At 70.7% G+C, this 16067-nt stretch carries 11 protein-coding genes; 7 read left to right on the top strand and 4 right to left on the bottom strand.

All coding sequences use genetic code 11. The features are described 5' to 3' along the window. The 3 genes from ABNT58_RS28095 to ABNT58_RS28085 form a co-directional block, all read left to right on the top strand. Positions 1–1068, top strand: a 1068-nt coding sequence (locus ABNT58_RS28095) for a SulP family inorganic anion transporter (RefSeq protein ID WP_348756668.1), incomplete at its 5' end; no start/stop codon positions are given. Between the two features lie 22 nt (positions 1069–1090). Beyond that, positions 1091–2377 (top strand): serine hydroxymethyltransferase, encoded by a 1287-nt coding sequence (glyA, locus tag ABNT58_RS28090; protein WP_348756667.1) that lies wholly within the window; start codon positions 1091–1093, stop codon positions 2375–2377. A gap of 10 nt (positions 2378–2387) precedes the next feature. Further along, positions 2388–3023 (top strand): alpha/beta fold hydrolase, encoded by a 636-nt coding sequence (locus ABNT58_RS28085; RefSeq protein ID WP_348756666.1) that lies wholly within the window; start codon positions 2388–2390, stop codon positions 3021–3023. 22 nt (positions 3024–3045) lie between these two features. Here the strand turns inward: ABNT58_RS28085 and ABNT58_RS28080 are convergent, their stop codons facing one another. Further along, a complete protein-coding gene (locus tag ABNT58_RS28080; RefSeq protein WP_348756665.1) occupies positions 3046–5904 on the bottom strand; it encodes a serine/threonine-protein kinase in 2859 nt (952 codons plus the stop codon). A 40-nt stretch (positions 5905–5944) separates the two neighbouring features. Continuing rightward, on the bottom strand, positions 5945–6508 hold the full coding sequence (locus ABNT58_RS28075) for an ECF-type sigma factor (RefSeq protein WP_348756664.1): 564 nt from the start codon (positions 6506–6508) through the stop codon (positions 5945–5947). 152 nt (positions 6509–6660) lie between these two features. Here ABNT58_RS28075 and ABNT58_RS28070 point away from each other — a divergent pair, with 152 nt between their 5' ends. The 4 genes from ABNT58_RS28070 (at position 6661) to ABNT58_RS28055 (ending at position 11387) form a co-directional block, all read left to right on the top strand. Beyond that, positions 6661–7554, top strand: a complete 894-nt coding sequence (locus tag ABNT58_RS28070) for a PEP-CTERM sorting domain-containing protein (RefSeq protein ID WP_348756663.1) — start codon at positions 6661–6663, stop codon at positions 7552–7554. A 2-nt stretch (positions 7555–7556) separates the two neighbouring features. After that, positions 7557–8468, top strand: coding sequence for a PEP-CTERM sorting domain-containing protein (locus ABNT58_RS28065; RefSeq protein WP_348756662.1), 912 nt, complete (start codon positions 7557–7559; stop codon positions 8466–8468). Positions 8469–8621: 153 nt separating this feature from the next. Next, positions 8622–9065, top strand: a complete 444-nt coding sequence (locus tag ABNT58_RS28060) for a PACE efflux transporter (RefSeq protein ID WP_348756661.1) — start codon at positions 8622–8624, stop codon at positions 9063–9065. A 153-nt stretch (positions 9066–9218) separates the two neighbouring features. Then, positions 9219–11387 (top strand): TonB-dependent receptor, encoded by a 2169-nt coding sequence (locus ABNT58_RS28055; protein ID WP_348756669.1) that lies wholly within the window; start codon positions 9219–9221, stop codon positions 11385–11387. Positions 11388–11411: 24 nt separating this feature from the next. Here the strand turns inward: ABNT58_RS28055 and ABNT58_RS28050 are convergent, their stop codons facing one another. Both ABNT58_RS28050 and ABNT58_RS28045 read right to left on the bottom strand, forming a co-directional pair. Further along, positions 11412–12374 (bottom strand): alpha/beta hydrolase, encoded by a 963-nt coding sequence (locus tag ABNT58_RS28050; RefSeq protein ID WP_348756660.1) that lies wholly within the window; start codon positions 12372–12374, stop codon positions 11412–11414. Between the two features lie 120 nt (positions 12375–12494). After that, the coding region (locus tag ABNT58_RS28045) for a response regulator (protein ID WP_348756659.1) at positions 12495–16067 on the bottom strand (3573 nt) is incomplete at its 5' end.

Below are 16067 nucleotides of genomic sequence, written 5' to 3'. Positions count from 1 at the left end.
TCGGCCTGGCCGCCGCTCACGGTGCCGCAGGTGTCGTGGAGCCAGGTGCCCGAGCTGGCCGGCCTGGCCTTTGCGCTCACCATCGTGGCGCTGGGGCAGTCGTTTTCCATCGCCAAGGCGGTGGCGGTGCGCAGCGGCCAGCGCATCGACGCCAACCGCGAGTTCATCGGCCAGGGGCTGTCCAACATCGTGGGCAGCTTCTCGTCGAGCTATGTGTCCTGCGGCTCGCTCAACCGATCGATGCCCAACCTGGAAGCCGGCGCCCGCACGCCGATGGCGGCGGTGTTCTCGGCCGGCTTGCTGGTGCTGCTGGTGGCCTTCAGTGCGCCGCTGCTGGCGCTGATTCCGATGGCGGCCATTGCCGGCCTGCTGCTGCTGGTGGCCTGGGGCTTGTTCGACCTGCCGCGCTGGCAGCGGCTGTGGCAGGTGAGCCGCAGCGAGTTTGCGATTGCCGCCGCCACGCTGCTGGCCACGGTGACGCTGCGGCTGGAAGTGGCCATCTTGCTGGGCACCATGCTGTCGCTGGTGAGCTTCTTGTACCGCACCTCGCGCCCGGCGATGCGCACCATGGGCTTCGACCAGCCCAGCGCCCACGACCGGGCCTTCGTGGTGATCGACGGCCACCCGCCCGGCACGCTGCCCGAGTGCCCGCAGCTCAAGCTGCTGCGCATGGAAGGCTCGGTGTACTTCGGCGCCACAGCCCATGTGGCCGACCGCCTGCACGAGCTGCGCCGCGGCCCCGATGCGCCGCGCCACCTGCTGGTGATGAGCAAGAGCATGAACTTCATCGACCTGGCTGGCGCCGAGCTGTGGCAGGACGAGCTGGCCGCCCGCCGCGCGATGGGCGGCGACCTGTACTTCCACCGGCCGCGGCCGCCGGTCGTCGAAGCCTGGCAGACCACCGGCTTTTTGCAGCGGCTGGGCGAAGACCACTTGTACAAGGACAAGCGCAGCGCGCTGGCCGACATCGTGCCGCGGCTGGACCCGGACATCTGCGCGCGCTGCAATGTGCGCATCTTCTTCGACTGCCCGCCGCGGCCTGGAACCTCGGCTGGAGACGGCATCTAGTTCTCACTGACGGAGTTGATTGATGAGCCTCACCGTGCACCCCGGCTACTTCGATGCCCCCGTGGCGCAGACCGATCCGCTGATCGCCGAGGCCATTGCGCAGGAGCTGCGGCGCCAGCAGGAGGTGATCGAACTCATCGCCTCCGAGAACATCGTCAGCCGCGCGGTGCTGGAGGTGCAGGGCTCCATCCTCACCAACAAGACGGTGGAGGGTTACCCCGGCAAGCGCTACCACGCCGGCGCTGCCCATGTGGACGCGGTGGAGCGCGCCGCCATCGAGCGGGCCTGCCAGCTCTTCGGCTGCCGCTTTGCCAATGTGCAGCCGCACTCGGGCAGCCAGGCCAACCATGCGGTGCTGCATGCGGTGGCGCAGCCGGGCGACACCATCCTGGCGATGGACCTCAATGCCGGCGGCCACCTGAGCCATGGCGCGGCGGCCAACTTCAGCGGCCGCTGGTTCCAGGTGGTGAACTACGGCGTGCAGCCGGACAGCGGCCTGATCGACTACGACCAGGTGATCGACCTGGCCCGCCGCCACCGGCCCAAGCTGGTGATTGCCGGTGGCTCGGCCTATGCCCGCGCGCTGGACTTCGAGGCCTTCCGCCGCGCGGCCGATGCGGCCGGCGCGCGCCTGCTGGTCGACATGGCCCACTTCGCCGGCCTGGTGGCGGGCGGCGCGCATGCCGACCCGTTTCCGCACGCCGACATCGTGACCACCACCACCTACAAGTCGCTGCGCGGGCCGCGTGGCGCCATCGTGCTGTGGAACGACGAGGCGCTGAGCAAGCCCATCAACAACGCGGTGTTCCCGGGCCTGCAGGGCACGCCTTTCCTGCACATCGTCGCGGGCAAGGCGGTGGCGCTGGGCGAAGCGCTGCGGCCTGAGTTCAAGGCCCACGCCGCCGCCGTGCTGGCCAACGCCCGCGCGCTGGCCGCCCGCTTGCAGCAGCACGGCCACCACCTGGTGGGCGGCGGCACCGACACCCCGCTGATGCTGGTCGACCTGCGCCCGCAGGGCCTGACCGGCGCCCCGGCCGCCCACAGCCTGGAACGCGCCGGCCTGATCGCCAATGCCAACCCCATCCCCTCCGACACCGCCGACCTCAAGGTGATGTCGGGCCTGCGCTTCGGCGTCAGCGGCAGCACCACCCGCGGCTTCGGCACCGCCGAGTTCGAGCAGGTGGGCGACTGGGTGGCGCAGGTGCTGGCCGGCTTGGCCGCGAAGCCGCACGACAACACCGCGACCGAAATGGCGGTGGCCGAGCAGGTGAGGGCGATGACGCGGCGGTTTCCGATTTATGGGGGGTGAGGGCAGACGCTTGATCGCGCTCTTCGTCCACGGCATGGGCCGATCGCCCCTGTCGGGCTGGCCGATGCTGCGGCAGCTCGGGCGCGTGGGCATCCAGGTCCAAACCTTCGGCTATTCGGCCGCAGTGGAGGACTTCGCGTCAGTGGTTCGGCGTCTGTCGGTGCGGCTGAACGACATCGCCGATCGCGGGGACTACATCGTGATCGGCCATTCGTTGGGCGGCGTATTGCTGCGTGCCGCGCTGGCTCCCTCCGCGTGCAAGGCCAAGCAGCCCACGCGGGCGTTCCTGCTGGGGTCGCCCATCGCGGCTTCGCGTTGGGCTTCAAGGCTGTCTGGCAACCTGGTCTTCCGGCTCGCGACAGGCGACTGCGGGCAGCTGCTCGCGTCGCCGGCACGCATGTCCGCCATCGGCGCCATCGATGCGCCGACCACCGCCATCATCGGCACAAAAGGCATCACCTGGAAGCAGTCGCCGTTCCGGGGCGAACCCAACGACGGCATCGTCTCGGTCTCGGAAGTCTCTGCACCCTGGTTCGAATCTCAGCTGGAGGTGCCGGTGTTCCACTCCTGGCTGCCCGCCAGCCAGTGCGTCGCCACCGAGATCATTCGGCGCGTCGGCCGCAGCGCCGAACCCTCGCCTTCTTAGCGGGCACGACGAGCGTGGGCCCTCACAACCCCACCACCCCCGGCTGCAAGACCGTCGGGCTGTCCGGCGCATCAGTGCGGCGGGCGGCGGCCAGGGCGCGGTCGCGCAGGGCCTGGGCGCCGGGGATGTCGCCGGCCGCAGCCAGCACCGCGGCGCGTACGCGCCACAGGTAGGCCTGCATGCGCACGTCGCGAAAGCCGGTCAGCCGGTCCCAGGTGTCCAGGGCCTGCTGGCTCAGGGCTTGTGCTTCCGGTAGGGCACCACGGGCCAGCGCAGCGCGGGCCAGGCCGGCCTGGGCCAGGGCCACGTGGCTCCAGGTCTTGACGGCGGCTTCGTCGACCACGCGCTGCAGTTGCTGCTGCGCTTCTTCGGGCCGGCCCATGTCCAGCAGCAGCCGGCCCAGGCGCTCGCGGCAGGCCGCGGTGGACTGCCGGCCGGGCGGGTCGGCCGCCTCGAAGGCGGCCATGGCGCTGCGCAGCGTGGCCAGGGCTTCTTCGTGGCGGCCCAGGCGGGCCAGGGCGTCGCCGATGTGGCGTTGCACCCGGCGTTGGTCGAAGTCGTACTGCGCGGTGCGCCGGTAGGCGGCCTGGGCCTGCAGCAGCAAGGGCAGCCCTTGCGCGGCGCGGCCCTCGGCGGCCAGGCGTTCACCGGCGTCCTCGCGCACCACGTGGGCATCGGGCAGGTCGCTGCGCTCGCCGATCTGCGCCAGCAGGCGGTCGAACAGCGGCTTTGCTTCGGCCCGCCGCCCGGCCAGGTGCAGCGTGCGTGCATGCTTGGCGCGGGGCAGCCAGGCCACCGAAAAATCGGTGCCACTGGTGCGCTCGGCGATGTCGGCGGCCTGGCCGTAGGCTGCGGCGGCGGCGTCCAGGTCGCCGTTTTGCTGCAGGGCCAGGCCCAGGTTGCCGTACAGCGTCTGCAGTTCGGCCTCGTTGCGCTGCGGCAGCGCTTGGGCCATGGCGATGGCCTGGCGGTTGGTGGCGATGGCCTCGGTCTGCCGGCCCTGGGTGCTGTGCTCGGTGGCCAGCTCGGCCAGGGCCGTGACGTGGCCACGGCCGCCGGGCTCCACCTCGGCGGACAGCGTGGAGCCGCGCTTCAGGGCCTGCAGCCGGGCGTCGGCCTGGTCGGGCTGGTCGCGCAGGCAGATGCCGCGCGTGGTCCACCAGTGGGCGCGCAGCGGGTCGCGGTCGCGGCCGGCGCGGCGCAGGCCCTCGTCGGCCACCGCCAGCTGCTGGCGGCAGGCGGCCAGGTCACCACGGCCGTAGGCGCGCATGGCGGCTTCCAGCTGGCCTTCCAGTACGTTGGGATGCAGCGGGCCGTGGTGCTGCAGCACCAGGGCCAGCTGGCGCTGCTGCAGGGCTTCGTAGGCGGCGTCTTCGCCCAGCTCGCGGTAGATGTCGGCGGCGGTGCGCAGCAGCTCGATGCGCAGCTCGGGGTCGTGGGTGAACTGCGCGTCGATGCGGGCGGCGCTGCGGTCGAGCAGGGTCTTGGCGGTGGTCTGGCCATCGGGCTTGCCGCCGGCCACACGGGGGTCGGCGGCGCTGAACACGCCCAGCAGAAAGTCCTTCACCGCCTCGGCACGGCGGGCCTGGGCGCGCGCCTCATGGGCCTGCCAGGCCACACCGGCCACGCCCACCACCAGCACGGCGGCCAAGGCGCTGCCCAGCGCCACCGGCAGCCGGTGGCGGCGCACATAGCGCGCCAGCCGCTGGCCTGTGCTGAGCCGGCGCGCCCGCAGCGGCAAATGCTGGAGGTGTCGGCGCAGGTCGTCGGCCAGCGCCGCCACCGAGGGGTAGCGCGCCTCGGGCGCCGGCTGCAGTGCCTGCGCGACGATGGCATCCAGGTCGCCGGCCAGCGCTCGGCGCAGCGCCGGTGTAGCAGCCACGCGCGAGGGCTGCGGCGGCTCGTCGTGGCCGGCCGCGTGCTGCCGGCCCGCGGCATCGGCACCAAAGGCCGGCTGGTCGGTCAGCAGCTCGAACAGCATCAGCCCCAGCGCGTAGACATCGGTGGCCACGCTCACCGGACCACCGGCCAGCTGCTCGGGCGCGGCATAGCGCGGCGTGGCCAGCACACCCTGGGCGCGGGTCAGGGCGGTGCTGTCGGCGTTGGCGGTGGCGTCGCCGCCGTCACCGGCCTGCAGCAGTTTGGCGATGCCGAAGTCCAGCAGCTTGACCTGCCCATCGGCCGTCACCAGCACGTTGGCCGGCTTCAGGTCGCGGTGGGCTACCAGCCGGCCGTGGGCATGGGCCACGGCGTCGGCCACCTGGTCGAACAGCGCCAGCCGGGCGTCCAGCGGCAGCGCGCGCTGCTGGCACCAGGCGGTGATGGGCAGACCTTCCACCGCCTCCAGCGCCAGCCAGGGCTGGCCGGCAGTGGCCTCGCCATCAGGGCCGGCAGCGTCGGCGACACCGGCGTCGTAGAAGCGTGCGATGTGCGGGTGCGCCAGCCCGGCCAGGATGTCGCGCTCGCGGGCGAAGCGGGCGCGCACGCCGGCCGCGTTGAGGTTTTCCAGCAGGTGCAGGTGGGGCAGCTTGAGCGCCACCTGGCGGGTGTAGGCGCCGTCGGCCCGCTCGGCCAGCCACACCACGCCCATGCCGCCCCGGCCCAGCTCGCGCAGCAGCCGCCAGGGGCCGATGCGCCGGCCCGCGCGGTGCGCCGGCGCGTCATCGGCCACCGGTGCCCAGCGCGGCGTGCTCAGGTAGTGGTCGGCCAGCGCGTCGGCCTGCCGGGCCAGCACGGCGGCCAGCCAGGGGCGCAGCACGGCCTCTTCAGCGGGGAGCGCTTGCAGCGCGTCGGCGCGCTGGTCGGCGGGCAGCGCCAGCAGGGCATCCAGCCGGCGCGAAAACGCGGGCCAGTGTTCGGGCGGACAGGGCAGGGCGGTCATCGCTGCAGCGGCCAACGGGGCAGGCAGGCCGAAGCGGACATCAGGGCTGGCTCAACATCGCGCGCAGCAGCAGCCGCGCCTTGTCCCAGTCGCGGCGCACGGTGCGGTCGGTCAGGCCCAGCACCTGGGCGATCTCGGCATCGGCCATGCCGGCGAAGTAGCGCATCTCCACCACCTGGGCCAGGCGCGGCTCCACCGTGGCCAGGGTGCTCAGCGCCTCGTCCACCCGCAGCGCCTCCGCGTCGTCGGGCCCGGCCAGGCCGTCGGCCAGCACGGTGTCCAGCGTCACATGGGCGGCGCCACCGCCGCGCCGGTCGGTGGCCTGCTGGCGCACCAGGTCGACGATGACCGAGCGCATCACCCGCGCGGCATAGGCATAGAAATGGCCGCGGCTGTCGAAGTGCAGCGTGTCGACGCGGCCGGCCAGGCGCAGAAAGCTCTCGTGCACCAAGGCCGTGGTGTTGAGCCCGGGCGTGCCCGGTCCGGCGGCCTGCAGGCGGGCGCGGGCGATCTTCTTCAGCTCGGGGTAGGCCGCCTGCCAGCTGGCGGGCGGCTGGTCGTCGGCGTTGGCATCGGGGGCGTCCTGGGGAGCGGGCGTCGGCATGCATTTGATGTTCGCACGCGGTGAGCCGGCCGCAGCCACCCCCCATGTTTTTTGGGGCACGGCATGTCCGGATGGCGTGGCCGGCGCCGTTGGCTGGGCAGATGACCGATTGTCGAGACGACGCCCGCCCTGCACTGTCATAGGAGCCCCCCATGTCCATTGGCCCGACCCTGTTTCGCCCTGCCGCCGCCCTGGCGCTGGCGGCACTGCTGCCGCTGTCGGCCCAGGCCACTTACCAGCTCACCGCCACGGCCAACGCCCGCACCGTGAGCTTTCTGCCTGCGCCCGGCAGCACCGACACCGATGCCCAGAACCTGAACTTCTTGAACCAGCCCGGCGCGGGCACGCTGCAGCGGCTGGACAGCGTTGCCGCGGCGGACCACGGCAACGCCACGGCGCTGTTCATGGGGCGCATCGGCCTGCTGAAGGCCTACGCCGAATCCAACTACGCCCGCTGCTGCATCGAAGGCGCCACGGTGTTGCTGGGCGGCGCCAATGCCACGGTGCAGGGCAGCTTCTACGACGAGGTGCTGGTGGGCGGCGCCGGCCTGGCCGTGGGTACGCCGGTGAGCTACCAGCTGGTGGTCAGGCTCAGCGGCACGGTCAGCCACCCCAGCTTTGAGAGCGGCGCCAACCTGTATGCGGTGGCCATGGCCGAAGCCCGCCTGCGCGACAGCAGCAGCGGCCAGGAAGTGAGCCTGAAGTGGGACGCGGCCGAGCAGGCCACCGGCGTGTACACGCTGACGCTGCCCACCACCGTGGGCCACACGCTGTCCATCCAGGGCATGCTGTTCGCCGACACCCATGTCGAGGCCGGCGCGCTGATCGGCCGCCATGCCGAGGTGGACTTCTACCACTCGGCCGGCTACCACCTGGCGCCCTCGGTGGCCGGGCTCAACACCATCGGCGCCAGCGGCACCGACTTCCTCGCGCCGGTGCCTGAACCCGCAACCACCCTGCTGTGGTGCAGCGGTCTGGGGGCGCTGGCCGTGCTGCGCGGCCGGCGCCGCCTCCTCACGCTTCCTTCCCCCGCCCTGGAGAGCTGACCATGTCCTGTTTCCGTCCCCCGCGGCTTGCCGCAGCCAGCGCGCTGATCGGTGCCCTGGCGCTCGGTCCCGCCCAGACCTGGGCGCAGAACACGTCGCTGATGGTCACCACCACGGTGACCTCGGTGATGACCTCGCCCGCGCCCCGTGAGGACCACAGCCGGCCCACCTACCTCACCCTGTTCGACTCCCCCGACGCCGCCCAGCTGCAGGTGATGGACGACCGCATCACCACCTCCAACGGCGGCACGGCCGAGGTGAAGTTCCTGGGCCGCATCGGCCTGCTGAAGGCGTATGCCGCGGCCAGCCACCCGTACTGCTGCACCATCGGCGGCGAGCTGGTGACCAGCGGCTTCAGCAATGCCACGGTGGACGCCGGCTTCACCGACACCGTGGCCGTCACCGGGGCCGGCCTGAGCGAAGGCACACCGGTGCAGTACACCGTGGGCCTGCGCATCAACGGCAGCATCAGCAGCCCCAGCTTCGAGATGGGCGGCCACGTCGGCGTTTACGGGGCGGCCGAGGTGCGGCTGGAAGACAAGATCACCCGCGAAACGGTAAGCCTGCGCTGGAACGCGGCCAGCCAGTCCCCCGGCCTGTACCTGCTGACGCTGAACACCCAGGTCGGCCACGATCTGGGCATCACCGGCTACCTGAACGTGGGCGCCAGCGTGGACAGCTCGGCCACCACCACGCGCAGCGGCGTGGCCGACTTCTACCACTCGGCCGCCTACAGCCTGACGCCGTCGGTGGCCGGGCTCAACACCACCGGCGTCAGCGGCACCAACTTCCTGGCGCCGGTGCCTGAGCCGGCCAGCTGGGCCTTGATGCTGCTGGGGCTGGGGGTGCTGGTGCGCATAGGTCGGGTGGGCAGGGCCATGGCACATGTCGATCGCAATGCCTCCTCGTGCTGAGCGGTGCGGACAACTCTGAAGCCCACTTCGAAATGTCAATGGCGGTCTGCTCAACTGCAGTGCGTGTAGTCTCTATCGGTGCATCTTTTGATCGTTGCTGATCAATTGCATTGAACCTGCGTTTGCAGGCGGCTATCCGGACTGAACATTGACATGAGCCCACGAACCAGACGCCTCGTACAAGCAGGTCTTTATGAAGTCATTGCGGTGGCTGTCGTGGGGCCTGCGCTGGGACTGATTTTTTCGGAGTCCTTGGCATCGACGGTGGGCCTGGCGGTCTTCATGTCGACCGTGGCAGTGGCATGGAACTACGTCTTCAATGGGTGGTTCGAGCGTTGGGAGTCCAGGCAGGCCGTCAAGGGCCGCACCTGGCGGCGCCGTCTGGCCCATGGCCTCGGTTTTGAAGGGGGTCTGGTGATCACGCTGGTGCCCGTCATGGCCTGGTGGCTCAACACGACCCTGCTGCACGCCTTCGTGGCGGACCTGGGTGTGCTGGCCTTCTTCTTCGTTTATGCGGTGGTCTTCACCTGGGCCTTCGACCGCGTGTTCGGTTTGCCGGCGTCGGTGGCGCCCTCTTCACCCGCTGCATATCGATAGCCTGTTTTCTCACTCGGCACCCGCGCGCCCGACCCATAGACTTTGGCGCAGCAGGCCGGTGTTCCCGCGGTGACCGGGCCCATCGGCTCCTTCTGACATCGGGTACGTCGAATGGGTCGAGTGATGCGCAAGCAGCAGCGTGAATTGAAGGCAGTGTCAGCCGGCGTGGCCTGGCTGGTCAGCAGTTTGGCGGCGGCGCAGACGCCCGACGCGCCAGCCGCGCTGGAGCGGGTGGAGGTCACGGCGCAACGCCGCGTGGAATCGGTGCAGAGCGTGGGCGTGGCCATCAGCGTGCTGTCCGGTGACGAGCTGGCGGCGCGCGGCGTCACCAACGTCAACAAGCTGCAGAACGAGCTGCCCAGTCTGGAAATTGAGCCGGCCTTCGGCAGCGGACAGCCGCAGTTCCGCATCCGCGGCATCGGCTTCCAGGACTACGGCAGCAACAACGCGTCGGCCGTCAGCCTCTACGTCGACGAGGTGGCCTTCGGCTATCCGGTGCAAACCCAGGGACTGCTGTTCGACCTGGAGCGTGTGGAGGTGCTGCGCGGCCCGCAGGGCACGCTGTACGGCAAGAACACCACCGGCGGTGCCATCAACCTGCTCACCCGCAAACCGACCCAGACCCGGGAGGGCGGCTTTTCACTCGGCTATGGGTCGAACCAGGCCAGGTCGGCCCAGGGCTATCTGTCCGGCCCTTTGAGCGAGAGCCTGCGGGGCCGCCTCTCGCTGGCCACCGAGCAGGGCGGCGCCTGGCAGAGCAACCGCCTCACCGGTGCCAAGCTGGGCGACAAGAACATCGTGGCCTTGCGCGGCCAGCTGGAACTGGACGTCACGCGCGACCTGAAGGCCCATCTGAGCCTGTCGCACAACGTCGACAAGTCGGACGTGGCCGGCCTGTACCTGTTCACCGCCCGCCCGTCCTATGGCTATGCCGCCGACCGCGACCGCAGCAAGACCGGTTGGGGCCTGGCGCCGGATTTCGCCACGCTTGTCGGCGTCGGTGCGGACAGCGCCCCTTCGCGCGACAACAGCGCCACCCAGGTGGCGCTGACGCTGAACTGGGACCTGGGCGCCACGCGCCTCACCAGCATCAGCAGCCACCAGCGGTTCGACCGCCGCGAACTGGGCGACTGGGACGGCACGCCGATCAACCATTCCGACGTGTTCTGGAAGGACAAGGCCAGCATCACGACCCAGGAGCTGCGACTGGCCTCCAACAAGACCGCTGCGTTCAACTGGGTGCTGGGCGCCTACTACGCCAAGGAGCAGCTGGACGAGGATTGGTACACCGACTTCCGCCGCGACTTCGGCGTCATCACGCGCACGAAGTACACGCAGTCCGGCAAGACCTGGGCCCTGTTCGGTCAGGCCGACACCCTGCTGGCGCCTGACCTCAAGCTGGTGGCCGGCCTGCGCCGCGAGAAGGAAGAACGCGGCCTGCGCGACTTCAGCACCACCTTCACCAACATCCCGGGTTCGGGCCTGACGGGTCTGTCCAGCTCGCTCGACACCGGCAACACCTCGGGCAAGCTGGCGCTGGAGTACCAGGTGGCGCGCGAGCAGCTCGTCTACGTCTCGCTGAGCCGCGGCATCAAGTCGGGTGGCATCACGGCCCACAACACCTTCGATCCGGCGGCGCTGGGTGCCTTCCAGCCCGAGAAGCTCAACAGCCTGGAGCTGGGCTACAAGGCCGACCTGAACCGCACGCTGCGCCTGAATGCGGCGCTGTTCCACTACGACTACCGCAACCAGCAATTCCAGGATGTCATCACCTCCAACACCGGGGCCCTGGTCGGCAAGATCGTCAACATCCCGCGGTCCGCGGTCCGCGGTGGCGAGGTGGAGCTGCAGTGGCGCCCGCTGGCCGGGCTGACCATCGGCCAGGCCATTGGCTACAAGCACGCCACCTTCAAGGACTTCAAGTCGGTGCTGCTGGGCGATCTGTCGGGCCACGATCAATTCCTGCCCAAGCTCAGCTATGGCGGCAACGTCTCCTACGCCTGGAGCACCCAGGGCTATGCGTTCAAGCTGGCGGGCGACTACAGCTACCGCAGCAAGTACGAGTCGTGGCTGAACCGCCTGAATGTCGACGGTGGCAACGTCTACGACATCCCGGCCTACTGGCTGGCCAATGCACGACTCGAAGTGTCCAAGGCCGGCGCGCCGTGGCAGCTCAGCCTGGTGGTGCAGAACCTGTTCGACCGGCGATACGACCTGACGCGCAACTTCTTCGGCAACCGCCCCGCCACCCAGGACGACCTGAACGTGGCTGCAGCCGGCCAGCCGCGCACGGTGGGCGTCACGCTCAGCTACGAGTTCTGAGCGCCCCAGGGCCGGGCTGCGCCCTCAGGGCAGCGTGTCCAGGAAGGCGCGCAGGTCGGCGGCCGATCGGGCCGGGATCTCGCGCTGCGGCAGGTGGCCCACCTGGGGATAGGTGATCAGCCGCGCACCGGCAATGGCGGCGGCGAACTTGCGGCTGTTGTCCACCGGGATCAGCGGGTCGTACTCGCCGTGCATCACCAGCGTCGGCAGCCGGATGGCGGCCAGCTTCTCGGCCGTGGCCTGTGAATGGCTGCCGGGCGGTACCGACATCAGGATGGGCCGATGGCCCGGGTACAGCTGGTAGTCGGCCCAGCGCTGCACCACCGCCTCGGTGATCAGGCCCTTGTCGTAGACCTGGGCCTTCAGGCCCTGGGCGATCAAGGGCTTGTTGTCGATGCGTGCCAGCACCCAGCGCCCGATCGGGTGCTGCAGCACCCGGAAAGCCAGCGAGGGGCTTTGCCCCTGGGTGGGGGCCGGCCAGCCCGCTGCGGCCACCAGCACCAGCGCACGCAGCTGCTGGGGCGCCAGCAGCGCCACCTTCCAGGCCACGCCGCCGCCCATCGAGTTGCCCGCCAGCACGAAGGGCGGCAGCCCCAGTCGCGTGGCCACATCCACCACCAGGGCGGCCAGCGCGTCGGCGTCCAGCAGGTAGTCCGCGGGCGCTGCGCTCAGCCCGTGGCCGGGCAGGTCCAGGCTGATGACGCGGTAGCGGTCCTGCAGCGCCTGGCCCCAGGCTTCCCAGGTGGCGTACGAGTCGCCATAGCCATGCAGCAGCACCAGCACCGGCCGCAAGCGGTCGCCCTGGTCGCGGTAATGCAGGCGCAGGCCGCCCGGCAGTTCGATGAAGTGATCGTCGGCGCCCGCGTATCGGCGTTCCAGCTCGGCCGCGGGGCGGTCCGGCGTGCGCAGGTAAAGCCAGACCGCGGCCAGGCCGACGCTGAGCAGCACGACGATCAGGAGGAGGGCGTAGGCCAGGGTTTTGAGCATGCGTGTACGGTGCCGATGTGCCATGGAAACGGCGGCCAGCTTAGGGCGGGCGAGCGCCCGCCCGAAAGAAGAAAGCCGACCATCGACATGCGGAGTCTGGCCCGGCGTGGGCTGCCTTCGCTAAACCAGCTCCCGCCCAATCGCCCCCACCAGCCCCAGCACCTGCTGGTGGATGGCCTGGCCGCGTTGCTGCAGGCTGGGCTCGTCTTCGTGCGCCAGCACGGCGGTTTCGAAGTCGTGCAGCTGCTGCACCAGCGCGCCCGCGCCGATGCTGGCGCAGGCGCCGCGCAGCGAGTGGCTGGCTTGTCGGCGCGCATGGGCCTGTGCGGCGGGGTCCTGGGGGTCGGCGGCCACCAGCAGCTGGGGCATGCCGGCCTGGTAGGTGGCGGCAAACTGGCGCAGCACCTGGGCCAGGCCGGGCAGGTTGTCGCCCATGTGGCGCATCGCCACCGTGATGTCCAGGCCTTCGATGGCGGCCAGGCGCATGTCCAGCGGGCGCTCCGGGGGCGCGTCGGCCGAGGTGGCGGCGTGCGACAGCGCCAGCGTGGGAATCAGCGGCCGGCGCGGCAGCCAGCGCAGCAGCGTGGCGTACAGCTTCACCGGGTCTACCGGCTTGGCCAGGTGGTCGTTCATGCCGGCCTCCAGGCAGGCCACGCGGTCTTCGCCGAAGGCGTTGGCCGTCATCGCGATGATGGGCAGGCCACGGCCCAGTTCGGCGCGGATGGCGCGCGTGGCCTCCAAGCCGTCCATCACCGGCATCTGCATGTCCATCAGGATGGCGTCGTAGTCGCGGTGACGCACCAGGGCAAGCGCGCGGGCGCCGTTCTCGGCGGTTTCCACGGCCAGGCCGGCGGCGCGCAGCAGCTGGTGCGCCACTTCCTGGTTGACGGCGTTGTCTTCCACCAGCAGCACGCGCTGGCCGGCATGGTGGCGGCGCAGCAGGGCTTCCTGCTCGCTGGGGCTGGCGCCGTCCAGGGTCAGCACCTCGCTGCGCGGGCGCAGCACGCGCACCAGCGCATCGTGCAGGGCCGAGGCGGTGATGGGCTTGACCAGCACCGCGTCGTAATGGGCATGGCGCGCCTCCTGCCACATCGGCGCTTCATCGAAGGCGGTGACCAGGATGCTGGGCGGCATGCCGTCGTCCAGCATCGCGCGCAGCTGCTGCAGCGTTTGAATGCCGTCCAGCGGCGTCATGCGCCAATCGATCAGGAACACGTCGTAGGGCCGGCCCGCCTTCATGCGCGCCTGCACCTGGCGCAGCGCGGCTTCGCCATCGGCCAGGCCTTCGACTTCCAGGCCGAAGTCGCTCAGGCGGTCTTCGATGGCCTGGCGGGCTTCGGGCAGGTCGTCCACCACCAGCGCGCGCAGGCCGCGCAGCAAGGGGGGCGCGGCGCGGTCGCCGGCCTCGGCGGCACGGCCCAGCCAGGCGGTGAACCAGAAGCGGCTGCCCTGGCCGGGGCTGCTTTCCACGCCCACTTCGCCGTCCATCAGCTCGGCCAGGTGGCGGGTGATGGCCAGGCCCAGGCCGGTGCCCGAATGCCGCCGCGTGGCCGAGGCATCGGCCTGCTCGAAAGCATGGAACAGGCGCGCCTGGTCGGCCAGCGCGATGCCTTCGCCGGTGTCGGCCACCTCGAAGCGCACCTGCAGCCGGCGCCGGTCTTCGGCCATCAGCTCGGCCTTCAGGCGCACCCAGCCCTCGTCGGTGAACTTGACCGCATTGCCCAGCAGGTTCACCAGCGCCTGCGACAGCCGCGTGGGGTCGCCGCGCAGCCGGGCGGGCAGGTGGTCGGTGTCCAGCACCAGTTCCAGGCCCTTCTCGCGGGCGCGGTCGCCCACCAGGTCGAAGGCGCTGGTCACCAGCGCGTCCACCGAGAACTCCACGTCTTCCAGCACCATCTTGCCGGCCTCGATCTTCGAGAGGTCGAGGATGTCGTTGATCAGCTGCAGCAGGTGCTTGGCCGCGCCGTCGATCTTGGTCAGCCGGTCGTGCTGCAAGGTGTCGCGGGTGTCGCGCGACATCAGGTGCGTCAGGCCGATGATGGCGTTCATCGGCGTGCGGATCTCATGGCTCATGTTGGCCAGGAAGGCGCTCTTGGCGCTGGTGGCCGATTCGGCCTGCGCGGCCCGCGCTTCCAGTTGCCCATTGAGCCAGGCCAGCTGCGTCTGCGCCTGGCGCAACGCCGTGATGTCGGTGATGGCCACGAAAAAGCCCTGCTGCTGGCCATCGACCCAGTGCGGGATGTAGCTCAGCAGCGCGTCCACGGTGGCGCCGTCGGCGCGCACGATCTGGCGCTGGTAGTCCTGCCGCTCGCCTTGCAGCGCCCGCAGGATGTAGGGCTCGGCCGCGGCATAGGCCTCGGGGCTCACCAGGTCGCGGGCGCGCATGCCCACCACTTCTTCGGGGCCGCGGCCGAACCAGTCGCGGTAGGCCTGGTTGGCAAAGCCGCAGGTCATGTCCATGCGCCAGTAGCCGATCACGCCCGGCACGCTGTCGGCCACCAGGCGGGTGAAGCGCTTGGCTTCCACCAGCTCGGTGATGTTGGTGGCGATGAAGAACCAGCCTTCCACCTCGCCGTTGCGGCGCTCGGGCAGGCGGTACACCCAGAAGTGCCCGACACGGCCGCCGGGGTCGGTCATGTCGAGTTCCATCTCGATCGGCTCGCCGTCCAGCACCCGCCGGATGGAGCCCAGCTGGCGCTGCAGGGTTTCTTCGCCCAGCACCTCGGGCACGGTGCCGCCGATGCATTCTTCGCGCCGCAGGCCGAACCAGTCGAGGTAGGCACGGTTGGCAAAGCGCAGCCGCAGGTCGCGGCCCCAGTAGGCCAGCAGCGTGGGTTGCGCATCCAGGATGTCCTGCGTGAAGCGCTCGGCCTCGCGCTGCGCGGCCAGGGCCTGCTGCAGCTCGCGCGTGCGCTCGTTCACCAGCTCTTCCAGGCGGTCGCTGGCCAGTTGCTGCTCGGTGATGTCCACCAGCGTGACCACGGCACCGGTGACCCGGCCGCCGTCGATCAGCGGCTCGGCGTTGGCGCGGTACAGGCGCTGGCCCTGGCCGAAGTAGTCGGCCGCCACCACCATGCCACGCTGCGGCTGGCCGCTGGACATCGCCCGGCGGCTGGGGCTGTCGGCGGGATCGATCGGCCCGCCGCCCGGGTGCTGCAGCGGCCAGCGGACGCTGAGCACCTGGCCCACCGGATCGAAGCCCTCGTCGGCGGCGGCGCGGCCGCCCAGCAGCCGGCGGGCCGCGGCATTGCAGTCCACCACGCGGCCATCGACGTCGACGGTGATCACCGCCTCGGCCAGCGCCGACAAGGTGCTGCGCCAGCGCTCGGCGCTGGCCTGCAGCGCATCGCCGGCCTGGGTGCGGGCCCGTTCGGCGCGGAGCATGGCGCTCCACAAGCCCAGCAGCAGCAGGCCCGACAGCACCAGCGTGGCATCGAACACCTGCGACAGGCGCTGGTTGTCGGCGCGGTCCTGCGCCTGCACCTGGGTGTCGATGGCCGCCAGCTGCTCATGGATCTCGTGCAGCGCCAGCTGCGCCTGCACCAGCCCGTCGCCGGGCGGCTCGGCGGTGGCGGGCAGGGCCCGCAGCCGCTCGACGGCGCCCAGCAGCGCATCCACCCGCGCCACTTCGCCGGGCGTCTGCGCCACGCGGCGCAGCGTGTCGGCGGCGCGCCGCAGCAGGGCCTCGCCCTG

Source organism: uncultured Aquincola sp. (genome assembly GCF_964001545.1).
GTDB lineage: Bacteria > Pseudomonadota > Gammaproteobacteria > Burkholderiales > Burkholderiaceae_C > Aquincola.
Note: the sequence above shows the minus strand (reverse complement) of the source record. Positions and strands in the feature narration are given on the sequence as shown.

Excerpts from the sequence above, each read along its gene's own strand:
- glyA (WP_348756667.1), top strand. The coding sequence starts at position 1,091 with ATGAGCCTCACCGTGCACCCCGGCTACTTCGATGCCCCCGTGGCGCAG.
- ABNT58_RS28080 (WP_348756665.1), bottom strand. The coding sequence starts at position 5,904 with ATGACCGCCCTGCCCTGTCCGCCCGAACACTGGCCCGCGTTTTCGCGC.
- ABNT58_RS28075 (WP_348756664.1), bottom strand. The coding sequence starts at position 6,508 with ATGCCGACGCCCGCTCCCCAGGACGCCCCCGATGCCAACGCCGACGAC.
- ABNT58_RS28070 (WP_348756663.1), top strand. The coding sequence starts at position 6,661 with ATGTCCATTGGCCCGACCCTGTTTCGCCCTGCCGCCGCCCTGGCGCTG.
- ABNT58_RS28065 (WP_348756662.1), top strand. The coding sequence starts at position 7,557 with ATGTCCTGTTTCCGTCCCCCGCGGCTTGCCGCAGCCAGCGCGCTGATC.
- ABNT58_RS28060 (WP_348756661.1), top strand. The coding sequence starts at position 8,622 with ATGAGCCCACGAACCAGACGCCTCGTACAAGCAGGTCTTTATGAAGTC.
- ABNT58_RS28050 (WP_348756660.1), bottom strand. The coding sequence starts at position 12,374 with ATGCTCAAAACCCTGGCCTACGCCCTCCTCCTGATCGTCGTGCTGCTC.